Origin of the sequence: Novosphingobium bradum (genome assembly GCF_042646485.1) — a bacterium.
In the GTDB taxonomy this organism is placed as follows: Bacteria; Pseudomonadota; Alphaproteobacteria; order Sphingomonadales; family Sphingomonadaceae; genus Novosphingobium; species Novosphingobium bradum.
The window spans coordinates 747,454-770,358 of sequence record NZ_JBHRTQ010000007.1 but is presented as its reverse complement, the minus strand read 5'-3'; the positions used below and the strand labels follow the sequence as shown (position 1 = coordinate 770,358).

The window sequence follows — 22,905 nt, the reverse complement described above, 5'->3', positions numbered from 1 at the left end:
CCCCTCCCCACAGGTGGGGAGGATAAAGGAAGAACCGATGCGCTACCTGCCCCTCACACCTGCCGAGCGCGCGGATATGCTCCGCACGATCGGCGCCGGCTCGGTCGATGAGCTGTTCGTCGATGTGCCGCCCGAAGCGCGGCTCGATGGCCCGATCGCCGGCCTGCCCGGCCATGCCAGCGAAATGGCGGTGGAGCGGCACATGGCGCGGCTCGCGGCGGATAACCTGTCGGCCGGCAGCGCGCCGTTCTTCCTGGGCGCGGGCGCCTATCGCCACCATATTCCCGCCTCGGTCGATCACCTGATCCAGCGCGGAGAATTCCTCACCGCCTACACGCCCTACCAGCCCGAAATCGCGCAAGGCACGCTCCAGGTCCTGTTCGAGTTCCAGACCCAGGTCGCCCGCCTGTTCGGGACCGACGTGGCCAATGCCTCGATGTACGATGGCTCGACCGCGTGCTGGGAAGCGGTGGTCATGGCCGGGCGGATCACCCGGCGCAAGAAGGCGGTCCTTTCGGGCGGGCTGCACCCCCACTACGTCTCCACCGCGACGACGATGGCCCGGTTCACCGGCGACACGCTCGACACGCGCCTGCCCGACCTCTCGGCCGGACCGGACGATGCCGCGCTGATCGCCGCGATCGATGGTGAAACCTCCTGCGTCGTGGTCCAGTATCCCGATGTCCTGGGCCGCATTCCCGATCTGGCCGCCATTGCCGAAGCCGCCCATGCCCGGGGCGCCCTGCTGGTGGCGGTGGTGACCGAACCGGTCGCGCTCGGCCTGATCGAGGCGCCGGGCAAGCTGGGCGCCGATATCGTGGTCGGCGAAGGGCAGTCGCTTGGCGTCGGCCTCAATTTCGGCGGGCCTTACCTCGGGCTGTTCGGCTGCCGCGAGAAGTTCGTGCGCCAGATGCCGGGGCGCCTCGCCGGCCAGACGGTCGACGCCGATGGCAAGCGCGGCTTCGTGCTCACCCTCTCCACCCGCGAGCAGCATATCCGGCGCGAAAAGGCGACCAGCAATATCTGCACGAATTCCGGGCTTTGCGCCCTGGCCTTCTCGATCCACATGACCTTGCTGGGCGGGGAAGGGCTGGCCCGGCTCGCCCGGATCAACCACGAGCGCGCCCGCGCCACGGCACAGGCGCTGGCCCGGGTGCCCGGGGTGCAGGTGCTGAACGAGGCCTATGTCAACGAGTTCACCGTGATCCTCCCGCGCGATGCCCGCGAACTCGTGCGCGAACTGGCCGAATATGGCGTGCTGGGCGGGGTATCGCTCGGTCGGCTCTATCCCGAGGCCGAGGGGCTGCATGGCGCCCTGCTGGTCACCGCCACCGAAACCACCACCGATGACGATATCCACGCGCTCGCCACGATCCTGGCCGAGCTGCTGGTCGATACCCACGAAGGAGTGCCGACATGAGCGTCCCCAACGCCGCCGGCTGGCGCCCCGAACCGGGCGAGGCCGGCCAGGGCTCGCCCGTCATGCAGACCGCCAGCGGCGATCGCGGGCTGATGCTGGAAGAGCCGCTGATCTTCGAACTGGGCCGACCCGGCACCTGCGGCGTCGATTTCGACGGCCTGGGTGACGAGCCGACCGGCCAACCGGTGGCGGGCCTCGCCCGGTTCCTGCGCGCCGAGCCGCCGGCGCTCCCCGGGCTGACCGAGCCGGAAGCCGTGCGGCACTACACCCGCCTGTCGCGCCAGAACTATGCGATCGATCTCGGGCCGTTCCCGCTGGGCTCGTGCACGATGAAGCACAACCCGCGCCTCAACGAGAAGATGGCGCGCCTCCCCGGCTTTGCCGATGTCCACCCGCTCCAGCCGCAGCAGACCGTGCGCGGCGCGATCGGGGTGATCGTCGAGCTGGCGCAATGGCTGGTCACGCTCACGGGGATGCATTCTGTGGCGATGACCCCCAAGGCCGGCGCCCATGGCGAGCTGTGCGGCCTGCTGTGCATCCGCGCCGCGCTGGAAGCGCGCGGCGATGCCCGCGAGGTCATCCTTGTGCCCGAAAGCGCCCACGGCACCAATCCCGCCACGGCGGCCTTCGCCGGCTACCGGGTGGAGAACATCCCCGCCACGCCCGATGGCCGGGTCGATCTCGCCGCGCTCAAGTCCCGGCTCGGGCCGGATGTCGCCGCGGTGATGATCACCAACCCCAACACCTGCGGCCTGTTCGAGCGCGACATGAAGACCATCTCCGACGCGGTCCATGCCGTCGGCGCGCTGGTCTATTGCGACGGGGCGAACTTCAACGCCATCGTCGGCCGGGTCCGGCCCGGCGACCTTGGCATCGATGCGATGCACATCAACCTCCACAAGACCTTCTCCACCCCACACGGCGGCGGTGGTCCTGGTTCCGGCCCGGTGGTCCTGTCCGAAGCGCTCACCCCGTTTGCCCCGCTGCCCTTCGCGCAGGCCATGGCCGATGGCACCGTGCGCCTGATCGAGGAGGAGGATGCGCCCACCGATCACCCGCAGACCTTCGGGCGCATGGCCGCCTTCCACGGCCAGATGGGGATGTTCACCCGGGCGCTGACCTATATCCTCAGCCACGGTGCCGACGGCCTGCGCCAGGTGGCCGAAGACGCGGTGCTCAATGCCAACTACGTTCTGCGGAGCCTCGACGACGTGCTCGACGCGCCCTTCGGAAAGTCCGGCCCCTGTATGCACGAAGCCCTGTTCAGCGATGCCGATCATGGCCTTGGCGGGCTGCCGGAAGGCTTCACCACACTTGATATCGCCAAAGGCCTGATCGACGAGGGTTTCCACCCGATGACGGTCTATTTCCCGCTGGTGGTCCACGGCGCCATGCTGGTCGAACCCACCGAAACCGAGAGCAAGGCCGGGCTGGATCGCTTCATCACCGCGATGCGGAGCCTGGCTGCCCGCGCCCGCAATGCCGATCCTTCGCTCAAATCCGCGCCGCACCTCGCGCCGCGCCGCCGGCTTGACGAGACCCAGGCCGCGCGCAAGCCGGTGCTGGCCTGGCAGGGTTGATCCGGGGCGCCCGGCACAAGGGGGAAACCCCCGTGCCGGGCAGCAGCCTTAATGGTGCATGGCGTCCGATCCGGCCTGGCCGACCGACTGGATGTCGCGGCCGACGCCCTTGACGGTGTTGCAGGCGCTGGTGCCAAGTGCCACGCCGGCGATTGCCAGGGCGAGCAGGGTCTTGCGGAACATCGGTTGCTTTCCTCTTGATTGATCCCGGTTTTACCGTTGCCCCGGTTCCCGCCCAAGTCAACGGCGGCGCGGTCAAGGGAGGGTGATCAGTCGGCGTTCGGCGCGGTTTGCGGGTCGATCGCCGGCTGGCGGTGCAGCACCTGTTCGCGCCAGGCGATGACCAGTCCGGCGACGACGACGAAGGGCGCGCCCAGCCAGGTGGTGGCGGGCGGCAACTGGGCGAAGAACAGCCAGCCCCACAGCGTCGCCCAGACCAACTGCGAATAATCCATCACGATCACGCTCGAAACCGTGCCGAAGCGCAGGGCGGCGGTCATCAGCAGTTGGGCGAACAGGCCGGAAAGCCCGATCCCGCCGATCAGCAGCCATGACATCGCATCGTGGCTGGAGCCGCGCAGGACCAGCCCCGGCAGGAGCATCAGTGCGCCCAGCGCGGAAAAGTAGAACACGATCCGGATCGGCTCCTCGGTGCGCCCCAGGTCGCGCAGCTGGATCGAGACCAGCGCGACGAAGAAGGCCGCGCCTAGGCCTGCCGCCACGCCCAGCAAGGGCAGGTGCCCCCGGTCCGGCCCGGCGATGACCACCACCCCCAGCAGCCCCAGCAGCACCGCGCCCCAGCGCCACGGCCCCACGTGCTCGCCCAGAAACAGCGTGGCCAGCAACACCGCGAAGATCGGCGTGGTGAAGCTGAGCACGGTGGCCTCGGCCAGCGGCAGGATCAGCACCACGCCCAGGGTGAGGAACATCCCGCAGGTGCCGATCAGGGCGCGGCGGGCATGGACCAGGAACCGCCCCGTCTTCAGCCGGGCCAGTTCCCCGCGCGCGCCAAGCCAGGCCAGGATCAGGCAGCCGGGAATGAACTGACGCCAGAACATCGTTTCCGGCAGGGCGATCCCGCGCTCGCCGGCCAGCTTGACCAGCAGCAGCAGGGCCGAAAGCATGACCATGGCCATGAGTCGCAGGCCCAGGGCCAGGAAGGGTCGGTTTTGCCGGTGCACGGGCCGGCTTTAGCCCCGGGCGCGGCCGAGGCAAGGGCAGGGCGATCAATCCGCCTGATCAGCGGCCGCTGGCCGGGGCCGCCCCGCGCTCGTCCCGGAGCCGGTCCGGGACGAGGCGATGGTCAGAGGCAGGCTTCCAGATAGGCCTGGTCGAAGCCGAACTGGCGGGCCTTTTCCAGCGTATAGGGACGCAGGCCGGTCGAGCGGAACTCGCCGATGATCTTGCCGTCGTCGCTCTCGTCGAGATATTCGAACTTGAACAGTTCCTGCGTCACGATCACGTCGCCCTCCATCCCGATCACCTCGGTGATGTTGGTCGTGCGGCGGCTGCCGTCGCGCAGGCGCTTGACCTGGACGATGAGATCGACGCTTTCCGCGATCTGGCGGCTGATCGCTTCCTTGGGGATTTTGATGTCGCCCATCAGGATCATGTTTTCCATACGGCCAAGGCATTCGCGTGGGGAATTGGCGTGAAGCGTGCACATCGAGCCATCGTGGCCGGTGTTCATCGCGGCGAGGAGGTCGAAACACTCCGCGCCGCGGATTTCGCCCAGGATGATCCGGTCAGGGCGCATACGCAGCGCGTTCTTGACCAGGTCACCGATGGTGATCGCGCCCTGGCCTTCCAGGTTCGGCGGACGGGTTTCGAGCGGCAGCCAGTGCGGCTGCTGGAGGCGCAATTCGGCCGCGTCCTCGATGGTCAGCACGCGCTCGCCCGGATCGATCATCTTCGACAGGGCGTTGAGCATGGTGGTCTTGCCCGAACCCGTGCCGCCCGAGATGACCACGTTCATCCGGCAGGCGCCGGCGATCTTGAGCGCGGTCGCCATCTTGTCGGACATCGAACCGAAGTCGCGCAGCATATCGATGGTGATCGGCTTCTCGGAGAATTTACGGATCGAGATGGCCGTGCCGCGCAAGCTGAGCGGCGGGACGATGACGTTGACGCGGCTGCCGTCCTTGAGGCGGGCGTCGGCCAGCGGCGTGGTCTGGTCGACCCGGCGGCCAACCTGGTTGACGATGCGCTGGGCGATCTGGAACAGGTGGCTTTCGTCGCGGAAGCGGATCGGGGCAAGCTGAAGCTTGCCCTTCTTTTCGATGTAGGTCTGGTCCGGCCCGTTGACCATGATGTCGGACACGTCCGGATCGTTGAGCAGCTCTTCCAGCGGCCCGAAGCCCAGCAATTCGTCGATCAGCACCTTTTCCAGCGCGAACTGCTCGCGCCGGTTGAGGGTGATCTTCAGCTCGGCCAGCACTTCCAGGATGATCGGGCGGAATTCCTCCGACAGCTCGTCCTTGGACAGGGTCGCGGCCGCTTCGGGGTCGACGCGTTCAAGCAGGCGCGGCAGCACCTGCTCCTTGATCTTGTGAACCGAGGCCTCGAAACCCTCGGCCTCGTACTGGTTGCTGACGACGGTCGTGGCCCGTTCGGCCAGCCGCGACATCGCATCGCCCTTGCCATCCAGCGCGCCCATGCCGCCCATCGGATCGCCGGGGATCTGGGGGATCGGCGGGAAGGCTTCGGAGGGCATCGGCGGGCGCGGGGCGTCCGGCGGCGGCGCGGTCGACGACTTCATCGGCCGTGCCACGCCGAATTGCGGCCGGGCGCCGGGGCTCATCGCACCGATCCCGTTCTTCCGCCCGAATGCACTCATGTCGCCATCGTCCCTGTCTTGAACCCGCGAACCGGATAGTCCCGCGAACCTGCCGAATCCGCGATCTTGCGCCCCCCGCGACAAAACCGTGCCCCGGGCAACTTTCCCACGGTGAATCGGCCAGATGCGGTCGGCTCACTGCGGGTTTTCAGGATATATGGTTGAAACTTTGAAAACTTCCTAAATGCCGCTGCGGGCAATTGCCGGCCACTGGGGCAGAGGGCGGCAAACAGCCCCGCCATGATCTTGAAGCCGAAGGCAAATTCGAAAAGGGGCCGCATCATCACCCGGGAAATCGACCATCGGCGCGGATTGCTGCTCGCGCTCGCCGCCTTTGCCCTGCTCAGTTGCGGCGATGCGGTGATCAAGTCGATGGCCGGCGCCTGGCCGCCGCTGGGAGTCGCGGCCCTGCGCTACAGCTTCGGCATGGTGGGCCTGGGCGCGGTGGTCTACCGGCGCGAGGGGCTGTCGGGCTTCCGCACCCGGCGGCGCGGCTTCCAGGGGCTGCGCGGGGTCGGCATGGCCGGGGCCACCCTGGGCTTTTTCACCGCGATCTTCGTCATGCCGCTGGCCGATGCGGTGGCGATCGGCTTCGTCGGGCCGATGGTCACGGTCCTGCTGGCCGCGCTGTTCCTGGGAGAACCGGTGCGGCGGCGCTCGTGGCTGGCGATCGGCGCGGCCTTTGTCGGCGTGCTGGTCGTGCTGCGGCCCAACCTGCTCGCGCTCGGCCCGGTGGCGCTGCTGCCGCTGTTCGCCGCCGTGTCCAATGCCTTCTACATGATCGGCAACCGGCTGACGATCGGCGATGTCTCGATCCTCGCCCAGCAGTTCTTCGTGGCGGTGATCTGCGCGCCGATCCTGGTCGTGGCGGCGGTGATCGGCCACCTGTCCGGGCACCCGGGCTTCGCGTTGAGCCTTCCGGCCTGGCACGTCGTCGCCCGCTGCGCCCTGGTCGCCCTTTCGGCCAGCACCGCCCACTGGATGATCTTCCGGGCAACCATGCTGGCCGGGGCCGGGCCGATCGCCCCGATGGCCTATGTCCAGATCGTGGTGGTGAGCGCGATCGGCTGGCTGGCCTTCGGATCGACCCCGCAGCCGGCCAGCCTGGTTGGCATCGCAGTGATCGTGGCGGCGGGCCTCGTCCTGTGGCGCGGCGGCCAGGCGCCAGCGCCCCGGCTCGATCCGAAGCCCGATCTGACAGCCTGAGTTGGGCCGACCATGTCGGACGGTCGCACCGGAATATGTGAAAACCCCGGTAACCATGGTAGGCAAAGGCAAGGTAATTAACTTTCGGCAGTATGCCTTCCGAAGCCGGCGACATCTCGTCCGGACAGGGGGAACGTGTCGGTCCAGCCATGAACGAGCCGCTGCTGCAACACTTCCCCTGGCGTTGGGTGCTGTTCTGGCTGATCGCGCCCAATCTGGCCCTGATCCTGGCCTGGCCGATGGGCGGGCCGCCGATGGGCGATATCCTGCTGATCTCGGGCTGCATCGCGCTGATCTGCTCGCAGGCGCCCTGGCTGTGGGTGCGCCGCGTCTGCGCCCTGGCGCTCACGCCGGTCATGCTGACCTATTACATCTCGCGCAATTTCAACATCGACCTCGATCAGATCGCCAACGCGCCCACCTATTTCAGCCAGGCCGCGCCGCTGCGCTCGTCCATGTTCGTGGGAGCGGCCTGCGCGTCGGCGCTCTCGATGGCGATCACCTGGACCCAGATGCCGCGGGTGCCGCGTTTCACCACGCCGATGAACATCCTCCTCGGCTTCCTCGCGGTGACCGGGGTGATGCGCTTCGATGCCTATGCCACGGCCGCCACGCGCGGCAGCTATGATCTTGTCGTCGATGGCGCGGCCTTCTCCTCGGCCGTCACCGCCACGGGCCATGCCGGGGTTCCCGCCGATCGGCGCAACCTGGTGATCGTGCTGGTCGAAGGGCTGGGCCGCCCGGTGTCCCCGGCCGCCTCGGCCCTGTTCGCGGCCGATTGGGATCGCCCGCAATGGCGCGCGCGTTATGCCGTGAGCAGCGGGGCTGTGCCCTATTTCGGCGCCACCACCAGCGGCGAGATGCGCGAACTGTGCGGGCGCTGGAAGCTGGATGAAAGCGTGCCCTTCGCCCCCGGCGAATGCCTGCCGCAACGCTTCCGCGCCGCCGGCTACGAAACCACCGCGTTGCATGGCTTTGCCGGCGCCATGTTCGATCGTCGCCAATGGTGGCCCAGGGCGGGTTTCGATCATGTGGCCTTCGGCGCCGAACTGAAGCAGGCGGGCGCGCGTGCCTGTGGCGGGGTCTTCCCCGGCGCCTGCGATGTCGACGTGCCCGCCCAGATCGCCGCGCGCCTGAAAGCGGCATCCGCGCCGGGCGGACGGCCGCAGCTGGTCTACTGGGTCACGCTCAATTCGCACCTGCCGGTGATCGAGGATGCCAGCATCGGCACGGCCAACTGCCGCTACGGCGGCGAGGCACTGGCCGCCGAATCGCCCCTGCTGTGCCCGCTCTTCGCGGTTCACCACAATCTCGCCGATGCGCTCACCCGCATGGCGATGGACCCAGCCCTGCCGCCCACCGACTTCCTGATCGTGGGCGATCATATGCCGCCGTTCTTCGCCCGCGAGGCCCGGATGCGCTTCGATTCCCATCACGTCCCCTGGATCCTTCTCCAGTCCCGCCAGGGCAGGGCAGCGCAAGGCCGGCCGCCGGCCTGACCGGCGCACAGGCTTGGGGTAGGGCGGCAACTGGGCTAAGGCCGGTGGCCATGCGCCTGATCCCGTTCGCCTGTTCCCTCGCCCTCGCGCTCGCCCCCATCCGGCTTGCCGCCGCCACCGCCCTGCCGGATTGGCTGGCGGGCACCTGGGCGCGCCAGGACGGCGCCGCCTGGGCCGATGAGCTGTGGACCGCCCCGCGCGTGGCCCTGATGCTCGGCCTCGCCCGCGACGGGTTCGGCCCCGAGGTGAACGGGTGGACCTACCAGCGGATCGAACGCGCGCCCGATGGCGCCCTCGCGCTGGTCCTCCAGGACAAGGGCGGCGCGGCGGCGCGCTATCCGCTCGCCGTCGCGAGTGAGGCGGCGATCGAATTCGCCAACCCCGCCCGGCCATTCCCCCAGCGCATCCGCTACTGGCGCGAAGGGCAATTGCTGATGGTCGAGATGTCGCGGATCGATGGCAGCGACGCGCGCCGCTGGAACTACCGCCCGGTCGCCCCCCCGGTCGATTGAGCGCTTGCACAGCCGCTGTAGACCGCTTGCACCTGCGGTCCATTGTGGTCGTAAAGGGTGAAGTGACGCAGGCGGGGGCACTGGGCCACATAGGCCTTCACCAGTGCCACTGTCGCCGCATTGAGCGGGCGGGCGGGCAGCGGTTCCTGCATCACCACCACCTGCGGCGCCCAGGCCAGCACCCGTCGCACCTCGGCCATGGTGTCCAGCCCGCTGCTCGCCGCCTCGGCCTCGTCGAACTGGTGCGGGGCGAACAGCAGGGGCGTTGGCGGCGCCGATCCGGTCAGGGCCAGCAGCCAGGGCGAAAAGTTCCAGGCCAGTACCCGATGGTCCGGCGCCTCGCGCGTCACATAGGCCAGCAGGTCCGCCGAGGCCGCCCGCGACCGCGCCCGCGCGGCAAGGTCGAGTACGCCGGAATGCAGCAGCATGGCGGCCGCCAGCAAGCCCCAGGCCGGCAGGCCCAGGTCGCGCCGCGCGAAGAACGGCGCGGCCATCAGGCACAGCGGGGCAATCAGCGGCAGGGCATAGTGCAGGAACAGCGCCGGATAGGCGAGCAAGCCCAGCGCAGCCAAGGCGAGCCAGCAGGCGCCCAGCGCATAGGCCGGTGGCCAGCGGCGGACCGGCCCCATCGCCAGCGCTCCCATTCCCGCGAACAGCAGCGCCGGTGCCAGCAGCCGCAGCAAGGCACCATAGCGCGCCAGCAGCCCCCCCGCATCGTCATAGACCCGCCCGGCGTTGGACAGCACCAGCGCCTGCCACAGGGCGCCGAAATGGCCGATCGCCAGATACCAGGCACCGGCCAGCACCATCGGCATGGCCCCGGCCAGCCCCATCGCCGCGGCCCGGCCCAACAGCCGGGGCAGGGGAGCGCCTCCCCGCCAGGCGAGGACCAGAGCGGCGAGGCCAAAGCCGATCCCCTCCAGCGCGGCCGATTGCTTCATCGCGATCGCCAGCCCCGCACAGCCCATGCCGCCAATCACCCGGCGCGGGATTTCCCCCCGGGCAAGATCGGGCAGCGAGGCCGCGATGGTCCAGGCACAGGCCACCAGCAGCGGGTTGAACAGGATGGCGGCCTGCCCGCTCGCCCCGCCGAACCCGGTGACCAGCACCACGTAGGCCAGCCCGGCCAGCAGGCTGCCCTGCGCTCCGGCATGGGGCAGGGCGATGCGCTGCACGCCATAGGCAGCCAGCGCCGTGCAGGCCGTCGCGGCCAGCTGCACCGCCAGCATCGGCTGGGGCAGCAGCGCGGCGAGGGCATAGGCAAGGAACAGCGCCGGCGGCTTGCGGTCCCACAGGTCAACGTAAAGCACGGCCCCTTGAGCCAGGCGCTGGCCGGTGAGCAGGTAGAACTGGACGTCGACCTCGTAGTTCCAGTCCCCGAAGGTCGCGCAGCGCGTGGCGAAGGCGGCCAGCGCGAACAGGGCAAGCGCGGCCAAACGATGGCCGGCCACCAAGGCCAGCAGGTCTCCCGGCCTGCTGGCCGGCGCCGCGTCGTTTTCGGGTGATGACGCCATGGCCAAGCCGCTGCCCCTCTCGCGCCAACGGCATAACGCAAGAACGCCCGGCGGCAAGCCGCCAGGCGTTCGTGTTCACCGCAATCTGCGGGAAAACCGGGTGGGAGCCTTGAACGCCCCCGGCAGGTCAGCCCTCGACGTGCTCGGCCAGGACCGTCAGGCCATTGGCGCCGACTTCGGCGAAGCCGCCGGCCACCACGATCTCGTCCGGCGCACCGTTTTCGGTGCGATAGACCTTGAGCACACCGTCCTTGACGGTCGACATGAACGGGGCGTGGCCTTCCAGCACACCGAACTCGCCCTCGCTGCCGGGGACGACCACCATGTGGACGTCCTCGTTGCGGACAAGCCGGGCCGGGGTGACGAGTTCGAAGTGCAGCATCTTGGTCCTCTTCTCCCCTCCCGGAGACGGGAGGGGCCGGGGGTGAGCGAGGGCAGGCACGGCGCAGGTCCGCGGTCCACCCCAAACCCCTCCCGCCTGCGGGAGGGGCTCAGTCAGTCATCAGGCCTCTTCGGCCAGCTTCTTGGCCTTCTCGACCGCCTCGTCGATGCCGCCAACCATGTAGAAGGCCGCTTCGGGCAGGTGGTCGTATTCGCCGTCGACCACAGCCTTGAACGAGCGGACCGTGTCTTCGACCTGGACGAACTTGCCCGAGATGCCGGTGAACACTTCTGCCACGTGGAACGGCTGCGACAGGAAGCGCTGGATCTTGCGGGCGCGGGCGACGGTGAGCTTATCCTCTTCCGACAGTTCGTCCATGCCGAGAATGGCGATGATGTCCTGCAGCGACTTGTACTTCTGCAGCGTCTCCTGGACGCGGCGGGCGGTGTCGTAGTGCTCCTGGCCGACGACGGCCGGGGTCAGCACGCGGCTGGTGGAGTCGAGCGGGTCGACCGCCGGGTAGATGCCAAGCTCCGAGATCGCGCGGTTCAGCGTGGTCGTCGCGTCGAGGTGGGCGAACGAGGTGGCCGGCGCGGGGTCGGTAAGGTCGTCCGCGGGAACGTAAATCGCCTGGACCGAGGTGATCGAGCCCTTGGTGGTCGAGGTGATGCGTTCCTGCAGCGCGCCCATGTCGGTCGACAGGGTCGGCTGGTAGCCCACGGCCGAAGGAATACGACCCAGCAGCGCCGACACTTCCGAACCGGCCTGGGTGAAGCGGAAGATGTTGTCGACGAAGAACAGCACGTCCTGGCCTTCCTGGTCGCGGAAGTACTCGGCCATGGTCAGGCCCGAGAGCGCAACGCGGGCGCGGGCGCCCGGGGGCTCGTTCATCTGGCCGAAAACGAGCGCGACCTTGGAACCATCAGGGGTCGGGTTGCCGTCGGCGTCCTTGGCGATAACGCCGGCGTCGAGGAACTCGTGGTAAAGGTCGTTGCCTTCACGGGTGCGTTCGCCGACGCCCGCGAAGACCGAGACGCCGCCGTGGCCCTTGGCGATGTTGTTGATCAGCTCCTGGATGAGGACGGTCTTGCCGACGCCCGCGCCGCCGAACAGGCCGATCTTGCCGCCGCGCGCATAGGGGGCGAGAAGGTCGATGACCTTGATGCCGGTGACCAGGATGGCCGCTTCGGTCGACTGGTCGACGAATTCCGGAGCCTTGGCGTGAATCGGCGCCTTGAGGTCGCTGCCGACCGGGCCGCGCTCGTCGATCGGCTCGCCGATGACGTTGAGAATGCGCCCAAGGGTCTTGGGGCCGACCGGCACCGAGATCTGCGCGCCGGTGTCGGTCACGGGCTGGCCGCGGGTCAGGCCGTCGGTCGCGTCCATGGCGATGGTGCGAACCGTGTTCTCGCCGAGGTGCTGGGCAACCTCGAGGACCAGGCGGTTGCCGTTGTTGTCGGTCTCGAGGGCCGAGAGGATCGCCGGCAGTTCGCCGTCGAAGGTCACGTCGACGACGGCGCCGATGACCTGGCTGATCTTGCCGGTTGCGGTAGCTGCGGTAGCCATTTTCGTATCCTTGCCTTTAATCAGTCAGCTCAGAGCGCTTCCGCGCCGGCGATGATTTCGATGAGTTCGGTGGTGATCGCGGCCTGGCGGCTGCGGTTGTACTGGATGGTGAGCTTGTTGATCAGCTCGCCCGCATTGCGCGTCGCGTTGTCCATGGCGGTCATCGACGCGCCCTGTTCCGAAGCGTCGCGCTCAAGCAGGGCGCCGAACAGCTGGGTCTTGACGTAGCGCGGCAGCAGGTCCTCGAGGATTTCCTCCTCGCCAGGCTCGTATTCCACGGTGGCGCCAGACGTATCGGCCGCGGCCGGGGCGGGGACGGGCAGGATCTGCACGGTCACCGGATCCTGGGCGAGGGCCGACTTGAACACCGGATAGACCAGGTGCGCGACATCGAACTTGCCGGCATCGAACATCGCCACCAGTTCGCGCGCGATAGCCTCGGCCTCGGCGAAACCGGGGTTACGCACGGTGCTGGTGTCATATCCGGCCGTGATGCCATCGGGGAAATCGCGCTTGAGCGGCGCGCGACCCTTCTTGCCAACCAGGTAGAAGGTCACCTGCTTGCCGGCCGCGATCAGCGCCCGGGCCTGGGTGCGGGCCTCCTTGACGATGTTCGAGTTCAGGCCGCCGCACAGGCCCTTGTCGGTGTTGACCACCACCATCAGGTGGCGGGCATCCGAACCGGTGCCGCGCAGCAGCTTGGGCGCATTGTCCTGGCCAGCCACGCGCGAGGCGAGGCTGCCCATGACCTTGGCCAGCCGCTCGGCATAGGGGCGGGCGGCCTCGGCGGTCGCCTGCGCCTTACGCAGCTTGGCCGCCGCGACCATCTGCTTGGCCTTGGTGATCTTCTGGGTCGACTTGACCGAGTTGATCCGGCCCTTGAGTTCCTTCAGCGAGGCCATGACGGCTCCCTAATAGCTGCCACCCCGGCGGACCGGGGTGGCGCAAGTCTCAAAAAGCTCAGGCGAACTGCTTGGCGAAGGCATCGAGCGCCGCGACGGTCTTGGCCTTGGCTTCGTCGCCGAAGTCCTTGGTGTCGCGGATCAGGCCCAGCACGTCGGCGTGCTTGTCGTGCATGAAGCTGAGCATCTCGGCTTCATACTCGGTCACCCGGTTGACCGCGACGGCGTCGAGGTAGCCGTTGGTGCCGGCGAAGATCGAAACGGTCTGCTCCTCGAAGGCGAGCGGGCTGAACTGCTTCTGCTTGAGCAGCTCGGTCAGGCGCGCGCCGCGGTTCAGCAACTTCTGGGTCGAGGCGTCGAGGTCCGAACCGAACTGGGCGAAGGCCGCCATTTCGCGGTACTGCGCCAGCTCCAGCTTGATCGAGCCGGCCACCTTCTTCATCGCCTTGGTCTGGGCCGCGCCGCCGACGCGGGAGACCGAGAGGCCGACGTTGATCGCCGGGCGGACGCCCTGGTAGAACAGGCCGGTTTCAAGGAAGATCTGGCCGTCGGTGATCGAGATCACGTTGGTCGGAATGTAGGCCGAAACGTCACCGGCCTGGGTCTCGATGACCGGAAGCGCGGTGAGGCTGCCGCCGCCGTTGTCGTCGTTCATCTTCGCGGCGCGCTCGAGGAGGCGGCTGTGGAGATAGAACACGTCGCCCGGATAGGCTTCGCGGCCCGGCGGGCGACGCAGGAGGAGCGACATCTGGCGGTAGGCGACGGCCTGCTTGGAAAGGTCGTCGTAGACGATGACGGCGTGCATTCCGTTGTCGCGGAAGAACTCGCCCATGGTCGCGCCGGTGTAGGGGGCGAGGTACTGGAGCGGAGCCGGTTCCGAAGCGGTCGCGGCCACCACGATGGAGTATTCCATCGCGCCGTTCTCTTCGAGCTGGCGGACGATCTGCGCCACGGTCGAGCGCTTCTGGCCGACGGCGACATAGATGCAGTAGAGCTTCTTGCTCTCATCCGTGCCGGCGTTGGCTTCCTTCTGGTTGATGAAGGTGTCGATCGCGATCGCGGTCTTGCCGGTCTGGCGGTCACCGATGATCAGCTCGCGCTGGCCACGGCCGACGGGCACCAGGGCGTCGATCGCCTTGAGGCCGGTCTGCACCGGTTCGTGCACCGACTTGCGGGGAATGATGCCCGGAGCCTTGACTTCCACGCGCTGGCGCACGGCGTCAACGATCGGACCCTTGCCGTCGATCGGGTTGCCGAGCGCGTCGACGACGCGGCCGAGCAGACCCTTGCCGACCGGCACGTCGACGATGGTCTCGGTGCGCTTGACGGTGTCGCCTTCCTTGATCTCGGCGTCCGAGCCGAAGATCACGACGCCGACGTTGTCGGCTTCGAGGTTGAGGGCCATGCCCTTCACGCCATTGGCGAATTCGACCATTTCACCGGCCTGGACCTTGTCCAGCCCATGGATGCGGGCGATGCCGTCACCGACCGAAAGCACGGTGCCGACTTCCGAGACCTGGGCCTCGGTGCCGAAACTGGCGATCTGGTCCTTGATGACCTTCGAAATTTCTGCGGCGCGGATATCCATGGTATGCCTTTCTTAGCCCTTCATGGCCTGGGCAAGGGAATTGAGACGGGTGCGGATCGAGCTGTCGATCTGGGTGGACCCGATGCGGACGACGAGGCCGCCCAGGAGGTCCGGGTCGACGCTCGCCTTGAGCTTGACGGCGCGGCCTTCGCGCGCCTGCAGCTTGGCAGCAAGGGCGGCCAGCTGATCGTCGGCCAGCGGGTGGGCGCTGGTGACTTCGGCGGTGACTTCACCACGCTCGGCCGCGGCGATCGCGGCGAAGGCGCGAACGATCTCGGGCAGCGCCGCCAGGCGGCGGTTGCCGGCGAGAACGCCGAGGAAGTTCTTCGTGAGGGCCGAGAGCCCGAGCACGCCGGCCACGCCGTCCATCGCCGAGGCGGCGGCTTCGCGGCTGACCTTGGGGTTGCGGATGAGGGCGCCGAAATCCGACGAGGCGACCAGCGCCTGGCCGAGATTGTCGAGATCGCCTTCCACGGCGGCAACAAGGTTCTGCTCCCGCGCGAGCTCGAAGAGCGCCGCGGCGTAGCGCCCTTGTAGGCTGGCAGTAATGCCGCTGGAAGTGTCCACGCGCGTCGTATCCTTCTTTGTCCGTGTGGCTGAACGAACCGGGTGATCGCCAGAAGCGGGCAGCGCGAAAGGCAGCCCCCCTGTCGACGCCGCCGCGCCTAGCAATGAAATCCCGCAGATGCAAGGCATGGGGACGACTTGCCCGAAGCAAGGGAATTCCGGGCATTTTCCGTCCATGCGGCGCGGGCCGCACGGGTGGTTTGCCCGGTTTTCTGCCGAGCTGCCCCTGTTTGGGCCGGCCAACAGATTCGAGCTTGTTGCCCCGGCCGCCCCTATGGCGCTGGATGGCAGTCGAAGATCATCCGCTCGTTGGGCTGCGCCGGCAGCAGGGCGCGCAGGGCGGCCTGGGCATCGCCCAGCTTGCGCGCCTCCGGCTCGCCGGCGCCGCAGGCCGGGGCCGGGTACTTGCCCCGCTCGGCGCGGACCCTGGCCATGGTCTCCATGTCCAGCAGGTAACGATCCTGGCGATAGGTGCGGGTCGCCGGATCGAAGGCGGCGATGGTCACCGAATCCTCGCTGCCCGGGGCCAGCACCTTCGACCAGCCCTCGGCCCCCAGGCCATACTGGGTGCGCCCGTTGACGCAGCCATCCGGGCTCCAGTTCAGCGGCACGTCGGCCGTTTCCGAGACGGTGACCCGGCTGCGCTGGGGATTGAATACGCAGATGTAAGCCGCCTCGGCCGGCGGCGCGGCGCTGGCCCGGGGGGCGGCGGCCTCGCTCGCGGCGGCGACGATCTCGTGCGCGCGTTCGTCGATCCCGGCGATCGATGGCCGGGTGAACCAGGCGATCGGCGACAGGACCAGCAGCAGGGCCGTGGCGACGATCGCGGCCTTGCGCTCGCGCAGGCGGCGCTGCGGCCCCAGCCAGATTGCCGTGGCTCCGGTCGCCAGGGCCAGCAGCAGGGCCAGCCCGGCCAGCGCCAGGTGATTCTCGCGCGAGGCGATCACTTCCATCTCGGCCTGACGGGTGGCCGCCTGGAGCGCCGCGCTTGCCTTTGCGTCGTTGGCGCGCTGCTGCTCTTCCGAAAGCGCCCGCGCCCCGGCCTGGCGCTCGCGCTCGGCGGCGTCGAGATCGGCCAGGCTGCGGCACGGCTCGCCGGTGGCGCGCACGTTGACCCCGGCATTGGTCAGGAAGCGCATGATCTCGCGCATCGAGATGGCGAAGTAAAACTCCGAATCGGCGCTGGTGTCCGACGTGGTGCCGAACGAGTTGGCCCCGATCACCCGTCCGCAGGAATCCAGCAGCGGCCCGCCCGAATTGCCCGAACCGATCGGCGCGGTGTGGAGGATCGTCTCGAAGCCCTTGCTGGTCCGCCCGGCCGAAACCGCCCCGCGAGTCTTGACCGGGGCGACCGGGCTCATCAGGTCGGCCGGGTTCAGCCCCTGGGCCTGGTCGACATTGCCGGGATAGCCCACCGCATAGACGTCCTCGCCATCGGTGACCGCGCCGGTGAACAGGGTGGCCGGAACCAGCGCGCCCTTTTCGGTCAGGCGCAGCAGGGCCAGGTCGTTGCGCGGGGAAAAGGCGACGACCTTGGCGAAATAGCCGCTGCGCCCCTGCGAGGGCACGATCCCCGCGCGCATATTGGAATCCTCGGCCAGCGGCGCCACCACGTGGGCATTGGTCACCACCAGGTCCGGGGCGACGACGAAGCCCGAGCCATGGCCGATCAGCGAAACCCCCGAAGCCGTGCGCGAGATCAGCACTACCCGGACCACCGAGCGCGAGGCCGCGGCGATATCGGTCGGGTCCGCGCCCGCGCGTACCGGCAGGAGTGCCAGGGGCAGGGCCAGCAACAGGGCCAGCAGCAGGGCGGGCAGGGCGACGATCCGCTTCACCCGCGCGGCCTAGCCCATCGGGGCGTTTGACCGCAAGCGGCGGGACGCGCGCCGCCCACCGGCATGGCAGGGCTTCACCGGCGAGCGGAGCCCTGCCATGACTATGCCCATGCCCCTGCCGATCCCTCCCGTTTCCATCGATCCCGACGAGGCCTGGGATGCCGTGCGCGCCCGCGACCGGGCGTTCGACGGGCGGTTCGTGACCGGCGTCCTGTCCACCGGAATCTATTGCCGCCCGTCCTGCGCCGCCCGCCACCCGGCTCGGGCCAACGTCCGCTTCTTTGCCGACGGCGCGGCCGCCCGGGCCGCAGGGCTGCGGCCCTGCCGCCGCTGCCTGCCCGACCAGGTCGCCCGCGACGAGGAGGCGGTCCTCGCGGCCGTGGCGGCGATCAAGGCGGGCGCGCGGCCGGTGCTCGGCCAATTGGCAGCCGCCGCCGGCTATTCCGCCGGCCATTTCCAGCGCCTGTTCACCCGCGCCACCGGGCTTTCCCCGGCCGCCTATGCCCGCGCGCTGGCCGCCGATCGCGCCGCCGGCGCGCTCTCCTGCGAGGCGCGGGTCACCGATGCGATCTACGCCGCCGGCTATTCCGGGCCGTCCCGCTTCTATGCCGGCGCCGGCAGCCGGCTCGGCATGGCGCCATCGGCGTGGAACCGCGGCGGGGAAGGGGTCACGATCCGCTGGGCGGTCGTACCCACCAGCCTTGGCGCCATGCTGGTCGCCGCCACCGACAAGGGCGTCTGCCGCCTCGCCTTCGACGAGACCGGCGAGGACCTCGCCCGCCGCTTCCCGCGCGCCCTGCTGGTTGTGGGCGGGGCCGATTTCGCGCAGATGCTGGGCGAAGTGGTCGCGGCGGTGGAAGTGCCGGGCACGGGGGCTGCGATCCCGCTCGACGTGCGCGGCACCGCCTTCCAGGAAAAGGTCTGGCAAGCCCTGCGCGCGATCCCGCCAGGCGAAACCCGCAGCTATGCCCAGCTTGCCGCCGCCGCTGGCCACCCTGCTGCCGTGCGCGCCGCCGGCTCGGCCAATGGCGCCAACCCGGTCGCCGTGCTGATCCCCTGCCACCGGGTGATCCGCGCCAATGGCGATCCCGGCGGCTATGCCTGGGGCGAGGAGCGCAAGCGCGAGTTGTTGGAGCGGGAGAAGGGCATCAGCTAGGCTCCGCGCCAGTCCGGGTTCAGTCGCGCTCGCCAGCCTTCACCTGTTGCCACAGCGCTTCCTGGCGCCCCAGCGGCAGTTCGGCGAATACCTCGCCTTCAGCCTCAGAAATGGCTTCCATCCTCTTGAAACGACGCTCGAATTTGACATTGGCTGCGCGCAGCGCCTCTTCCGGGGCGATCCCCAGCGCGCGCACCGCGTTGACCGCGGCAAACAGCAGGTCGCCCGCTTCGGCAAACCGCTCCGCGTTCGATCCGGCCTCGGCCAGTTCCTGAAGTTCCTCGCGCACCTTGTCGGCTGGGCCGCTGAAATCGTCCCAGTCGAAGCCGACCCGCGCCGCGCGCTTCTGCAACTTCTCCGCGCGCATCAGCGCGGGCAGGGCCAGGGCCACCCCGTCGAGCGCGCTGGTTGCCCCCTTGGCTGCGCGTTCCTGGGCCTTGAGCTTCTCCCAGCGTGATTCACGGTCCGGTTCGGCTCCCGGAGTATCGCCAAACACGTGGGGATGGCGCGCCTCCATCTTGTCGGCAATCGCGGCGGCGACGTCGGCGAAGGCGAACAGGCCGGATTCCTCGGCCATCCGCGCATGAAACACCACCTGGAGCAGCAGGTCGCCCAGTTCATCCTTCAGCGCTGCCATGTCGTCGCGCTGGATCGCATCGGCCACTTCGTAGGCTTCCTCGATCGTGTAGGGCGCGATCGTGGCGAAGGTCTGGGCCAGGTCCCATTCGCAACCGCGCTGCGGATCACGCAGTCGGGCCATGATCCCCAGCAGGCGCGCCAGCGCCGGCTCATCTCCACCGGACGGCGGTCGCTGGTCACCAGTGGGGGCGAGAGTGGCTGATGGCGCGATCGGCGGATCTGCCGGTGATCCTGCGGGAGGCTCGACGGGGGACTCGGCAGGGGGGCGGTGATTGGCGCTCATCGAAACCGATCCATTGGAGTGATAATATATATTATGTAAAGTCAAGCCATGCCCAAGGCCGGCGCTCCCTCACGGACTTCCCCGGCCCAGAAGTCCGGCCAGACCGGCCACAACGCCGAAGATCACGGCCCAGAGCGCGCCGATCAACCATCGCTGCCGCGTTGTCAGCGCACGCACCCGGACGCTGCCACTGACCAGAACCATGGCCATGACCACTCCGAGCAAGGCAACGATCCGATCCCCATCCATCACGCCGCCCACCATCGCCTCAAGCTTCCAGTACCAGCCCATCGTAACCGACGAGCACGTGCCCGGGAATTTCCCCGCTGACCGTCGCATAGTCCATCGACCGGTCCATGTGGGTCAGCACCGCCAAACTGGCCCGCGAAGCCTCGGCCAATTCGAGCGCCATGGCGAGGTGTGCGTGGGTCGGATGCGGCTCGCGCTTGAGGCAGTCAATCACGAGAATATCGGCGCCGCTGAACAGGTCCACCATGTCGCGGTTGATCGCGCTGAAGTCCGTTGCGTAACCAATTGATTTTCCGTCAGCCTCGAAACGATAAGCGGTGCTCTGCGCCGGCCCGTGCTCCATCTGGCACCAGGCCACGCCAAACCCGGCGCACATCCGCAGCCGGTCCAGCGGCTCGATCGAGCAGATCGTGGAATAGCCGTGCTGCCCGGCAAAGACATAGCCGAAGCGGTTCCGCAGCCGCCGCACAGTTTCCTCGTGCCCATAGCCGGGCAACGGCCCGCCGCGGCCATAGCGCATGGGCCTGAGGTCATCGATGCCGTGGGTGTGATCGGCGTGATCGTGAGTCCAGAAAACGGCGTCGACCTGATAGATGCCGTTGGCCAGCAACTGGCTGCGAAGGTCCGGCGTGGTATCGACCAGCAGACGCGATCCCGCCGCGCTTTCCACCACGATCGACACCCGGCTGCGACGATTGCGCGGCTCGGCCGGATCGCATTCACCCCAGTCGCCGCGCCCGTCCGGCCCGCCGATCCGCGGCACCCCGGTGGAGGTGCCCGAGCCCAGCATGATCAGCTTCACGCCGCCCCCTCCAGGATAGCGCCCTCCAGGCCCGCTTTCTTGAACAGCCGCGCGAAATTGGCCGTGGTCGCCCTGGCCAGCGCTTCGGGGCTGATCCCCCGCAGGTCCGCCACGAACCGGGCCGTATCGGCCACGAAAGCCGGCTCGCACGGGCGCCCGCGATGCGGCACCGGCGCCAGGAATGGCGCATCGGTCTCGACCAGCAAGCGATCCTCCGGGATCACCTTGGCAATCTCCTGCAAGTCCTTGGCATTCTTGAATGTCACGATCCCGGAGAGCGAGATCGTCAGGCCGAGGTCCAGCATGGCCCGGGCAAAATCGGCCGAAGCGGTGAAGCAGTGGATCAAGGCCGGAAAGGCGCCGGCAGCCATCTCCTCGCGCAGGATCCGCGCGGTGTCGTCCTCGGCATCGCGGGTATGGACGATCAGCGGCAGCCCGGTTTCGCGGGCCGCGGCCACATGGACCCGGAACAAGGCCTGCTGCACCTGCCGATCGGAATGGTCGTAGTAGTAGTCGAGCCCGGTTTCTCCGATGGCGATCACCCGGGGATGATCCGCTGCCGCCAGCAGTGCCGCGGCGCCCAGATCGGCATGGTCGTCGGCCTCGTGGGGATGGATGCCCACGCTGGCCCAGACGTCGGCCTCGCGCTCGGCCACGCCGACGACATCGGCCCATTCGCGCTGGCGCGTGGAGATGTTGAGGAAGGCTCCCACCCCTGCCGCGCGCGCCCGTTCGAGCACGCCCTGCTGGTCCTCGACCAGGCCCTTGTAATTGAGGTGGCAGTGCGAATCGACGAGCATCAGGCCGGGTCTTCCTCCGCCGGCAGCTCCAGCCGCGGAAAGGCCGGGACCGGCGTGCCCAGCGGCTCACCCGTGGCCACGCGGCGGGCATACCAGCCCGCGTCCGCCAGCGCCGAAAGATCGCGCTCGTCCGACGGAATACCTAGCTGGTCCAACACCTTGCCCGCTGCCGTTGGCACAACGGGCGAGATTGCGATGGTGAGGTCGCGGATAGCCATGAACAGGGTCAGCAGCACGGCCCCCATCCGTTCCGGATCGGTCTTTTTCAACCCCCAGGGCGCCTGCTCGTCGATATAGGCGTTGCAGGCGAAGACGCCGCGCATCCACGCCTCGATGCCCACCGAGAAATTGAGCGCGGCGAATTCGCGCGGCAGTTCGACCGCGCAGGCATCGCGCACCTGGGTCAGCAGCGCTGCATCGGCATCCACCTGGGTGAACCCGACAAGTTTGCCATCCATGTTCTTGAAGATCATGGAACAAACCCGCTGAACCAGGTTGCCGAAGCTGTTCGCCAGTTCGGCATTGGCGCGGGTCACGATCGCTTCGGGCGAATAGGACCCGTCCTGCCCGAAGGCGACCTCGCGCATCAGGAAATAACGCAGGGTATCAACGCCGAACCGCTCGGCCAGGGCCAGCGGATCGGTGACGTTGCCGAGCGACTTCGATTCCTTCTGGCCCCGGTTGAGCAGGAACCCATGGCCATAGACCTGCTTGGGCAATGCAAGCCCCGCGCTCATCAGGAAGGCTGGCCAGTAGACCGAGTGGAACCGCACGATGTCCTTGCCGATCAGGTGCAGATCGGCCGGCCACCACTTGGCAAAGTGTCCGCCCTCGTCCGGAAAACCAAGCCCGGTCAGGTAGTTGGTCAGCGCATCTACCCACACGTACATGACATGGGCATCGCTGCCGGGAACCTTGATCCCCCAGTCGAAGCTGGTGCGCGACACCGAAAGATCGCGCAGGCCGCCTTCGACGAAGCGCATGATCTCGTTGCGGCGGCTGTCGGGCTGGAGAAATTCGGGATGGTCGCGGTAGAGCGCCAGCAGCGGCTCGGCATAGTTCGACAGGCGGAAGAACCAGCTTTCCTCGACCGTCCATTCCACCGGCGTGCCTTGCGGGGAAAGCTTTTCGCCCCCTTCCCCGGCGACAAGTTCGCTCTCGTCGTAATAGGCCTCGTCGCGGACCGAGTACCAGCCTTCGTAGCGATCGAGATAGAGATCGCCCTTGGCCTCCATCCGCCGCCACAGCTCCTGGGTGGACGCGTGGTGGCGCGGCTCGGTGGTGCGGATGAAGACGTCATAACTGACGTTCAAGGCATCGCACATATCAATGAAATATTGCGACATTTCATCGGCAAGCTGCTGCGGGGAAACGCCCAGGTCGCGGGCCTTCTGGGCCATCTTCAGGCCGTGTTCGTCGGTCCCGGTCTGGAAGCGCACGTCGCGGCCGGACAGGCGCTGGAACCGCGCGATCACATCGGCGGCGATCGCCTCGTAGGCGTGGCCGATATGCGGCTTGCCGTTGGGATAGGAGATCGCGGTGGTAAGATAAAAGGGTTCGGCCATG

Annotated in this window: 21 protein-coding genes; 6 read left to right on the top strand and 15 right to left on the bottom strand. The window is 68.2% G+C overall.

What is annotated here, in order from left to right; all coding sequences use genetic code 11:
- The first annotated feature begins 37 nt into the window (after positions 1-37).
- Entirely contained in the window at positions 38-1,420 is a 1,383-nt protein-coding gene (gene gcvPA, locus ACFOD9_RS09535) for an aminomethyl-transferring glycine dehydrogenase subunit GcvPA (protein WP_379509850.1), read from the top strand.
- Positions 1,417-3,000 (top strand): aminomethyl-transferring glycine dehydrogenase subunit GcvPB, encoded by a 1,584-nt coding sequence (gcvPB, locus tag ACFOD9_RS09530; RefSeq protein WP_379509849.1) that lies wholly within the window; start codon positions 1,417-1,419, stop codon positions 2,998-3,000. The genes gcvPA and gcvPB overlap by 4 nt, the downstream gene beginning before the upstream one ends.
- Before the next feature lie 48 nt (positions 3,001-3,048).
- Here gcvPB and ACFOD9_RS09525 read toward each other — a convergent pair whose 3' ends face one another.
- The 3 genes from ACFOD9_RS09525 to ACFOD9_RS09515 all read right to left on the bottom strand — a co-directional run bounded on the left by ACFOD9_RS09525 (position 3,049) and on the right by ACFOD9_RS09515 (position 5,836).
- Positions 3,049-3,183 (bottom strand): entericidin A/B family lipoprotein, encoded by a 135-nt coding sequence (locus ACFOD9_RS09525; protein ID WP_379509848.1) that lies wholly within the window; start codon positions 3,181-3,183, stop codon positions 3,049-3,051.
- An 86-nt stretch (positions 3,184-3,269) separates the two neighbouring features.
- Complete coding sequence (locus ACFOD9_RS09520) at positions 3,270-4,181, bottom strand: DMT family transporter (RefSeq protein ID WP_379509847.1); 912 nt, start codon at positions 4,179-4,181, stop codon at positions 3,270-3,272.
- A gap of 122 nt (positions 4,182-4,303) precedes the next feature.
- Entirely contained in the window at positions 4,304-5,836 is a 1,533-nt protein-coding gene (locus ACFOD9_RS09515; protein ID WP_379509846.1) for a CpaF family protein, read from the bottom strand.
- A 240-nt stretch (positions 5,837-6,076) separates the two neighbouring features.
- On the opposite strand from ACFOD9_RS09515, the gene ACFOD9_RS09510 reads away from it, so the two are divergent.
- From ACFOD9_RS09510 to ACFOD9_RS09500, 3 genes are all read left to right on the top strand, one after another.
- Entirely contained in the window at positions 6,077-7,042 is a 966-nt protein-coding gene (locus tag ACFOD9_RS09510; RefSeq protein ID WP_379509845.1) for a DMT family transporter, read from the top strand.
- A gap of 149 nt (positions 7,043-7,191) precedes the next feature.
- Positions 7,192-8,541 (top strand): sulfatase-like hydrolase/transferase, encoded by a 1,350-nt coding sequence (locus ACFOD9_RS09505; RefSeq protein WP_379509844.1) that lies wholly within the window; start codon positions 7,192-7,194, stop codon positions 8,539-8,541.
- A gap of 50 nt (positions 8,542-8,591) precedes the next feature.
- Positions 8,592-9,053 carry a DUF6265 family protein gene (locus ACFOD9_RS09500; RefSeq protein ID WP_379509843.1) on the top strand — a complete coding sequence of 154 codons (462 nt, stop codon included), beginning with the start codon at positions 8,592-8,594 and terminating at the stop codon, positions 9,051-9,053.
- Here ACFOD9_RS09500 and ACFOD9_RS09495 read toward each other — a convergent pair.
- From ACFOD9_RS09495 to ACFOD9_RS09465, 7 genes are all read right to left on the bottom strand, one after another.
- A complete protein-coding gene (locus ACFOD9_RS09495) occupies positions 9,023-10,567 on the bottom strand; it encodes a hypothetical protein (RefSeq protein WP_379509842.1) in 1,545 nt (514 codons plus the stop codon). The genes ACFOD9_RS09500 and ACFOD9_RS09495 overlap by 31 nt on opposite strands.
- A 127-nt stretch (positions 10,568-10,694) precedes the next feature.
- On the bottom strand, positions 10,695-10,949 hold the full coding sequence (locus ACFOD9_RS09490; RefSeq protein WP_379509841.1) for an ATP synthase F1 subunit epsilon: 255 nt from the start codon (positions 10,947-10,949) through the stop codon (positions 10,695-10,697).
- 120 nt (positions 10,950-11,069) lie between these two features.
- On the bottom strand, positions 11,070-12,515 hold the full coding sequence (atpD, locus tag ACFOD9_RS09485) for a F0F1 ATP synthase subunit beta (RefSeq protein WP_379509840.1): 1,446 nt from the start codon (positions 12,513-12,515) through the stop codon (positions 11,070-11,072).
- 29 nt (positions 12,516-12,544) lie between these two features.
- Entirely contained in the window at positions 12,545-13,417 is an 873-nt protein-coding gene (locus ACFOD9_RS09480; RefSeq protein ID WP_379509839.1) for a F0F1 ATP synthase subunit gamma, read from the bottom strand.
- A 58-nt stretch (positions 13,418-13,475) separates the two neighbouring features.
- Positions 13,476-15,005, bottom strand: coding sequence for a F0F1 ATP synthase subunit alpha (gene atpA / locus ACFOD9_RS09475; protein ID WP_379509838.1), 1,530 nt, complete (start codon positions 15,003-15,005; stop codon positions 13,476-13,478).
- Positions 15,006-15,017: 12 nt separating this feature from the next.
- Positions 15,018-15,572, bottom strand: coding sequence for a F0F1 ATP synthase subunit delta (locus tag ACFOD9_RS09470; protein ID WP_379509837.1), 555 nt, complete (start codon positions 15,570-15,572; stop codon positions 15,018-15,020).
- Between the two features lie 272 nt (positions 15,573-15,844).
- Entirely contained in the window at positions 15,845-17,410 is a 1,566-nt protein-coding gene (locus tag ACFOD9_RS09465; protein ID WP_379509836.1) for a S1C family serine protease, read from the bottom strand.
- Between the two features lie 97 nt (positions 17,411-17,507).
- Between ACFOD9_RS09465 and ACFOD9_RS09460 the strand changes: the two genes are divergently transcribed.
- A complete protein-coding gene (locus ACFOD9_RS09460) occupies positions 17,508-18,566 on the top strand; it encodes a bifunctional transcriptional activator/DNA repair enzyme AdaA (RefSeq protein ID WP_379509835.1) in 1,059 nt (352 codons plus the stop codon).
- 19 nt (positions 18,567-18,585) lie between these two features.
- Here the strand turns inward: ACFOD9_RS09460 and mazG are convergent, their stop codons facing one another.
- From mazG to metG, 5 genes are all read right to left on the bottom strand, one after another.
- Positions 18,586-19,347 (bottom strand): nucleoside triphosphate pyrophosphohydrolase, encoded by a 762-nt coding sequence (gene mazG / locus ACFOD9_RS09455; protein ID WP_379509975.1) that lies wholly within the window; start codon positions 19,345-19,347, stop codon positions 18,586-18,588.
- A gap of 210 nt (positions 19,348-19,557) precedes the next feature.
- Positions 19,558-19,779, bottom strand: coding sequence for a hypothetical protein (locus ACFOD9_RS09450; RefSeq protein WP_379509834.1), 222 nt, complete (start codon positions 19,777-19,779; stop codon positions 19,558-19,560).
- Positions 19,757-20,539, bottom strand: coding sequence for an MBL fold metallo-hydrolase (locus ACFOD9_RS09445; RefSeq protein WP_379509833.1), 783 nt, complete (start codon positions 20,537-20,539; stop codon positions 19,757-19,759). Before ACFOD9_RS09445 ends, ACFOD9_RS09450 begins: the two co-directional genes overlap by 23 nt.
- A complete protein-coding gene (locus ACFOD9_RS09440; RefSeq protein WP_379509832.1) occupies positions 20,536-21,339 on the bottom strand; it encodes a TatD family hydrolase in 804 nt (267 codons plus the stop codon). Before ACFOD9_RS09440 ends, ACFOD9_RS09445 begins: the two co-directional genes overlap by 4 nt.
- The gene (gene metG, locus ACFOD9_RS09435; protein WP_379509831.1) at positions 21,339-22,904 is read right to left on the bottom strand and encodes a methionine--tRNA ligase; all 1,566 of its coding nucleotides are present in this window, start codon (positions 22,902-22,904) and stop codon (positions 21,339-21,341) included. Before metG ends, ACFOD9_RS09440 begins: the two co-directional genes overlap by 1 nt.
- Position 22,905: the final 1 nt, after the last annotated feature.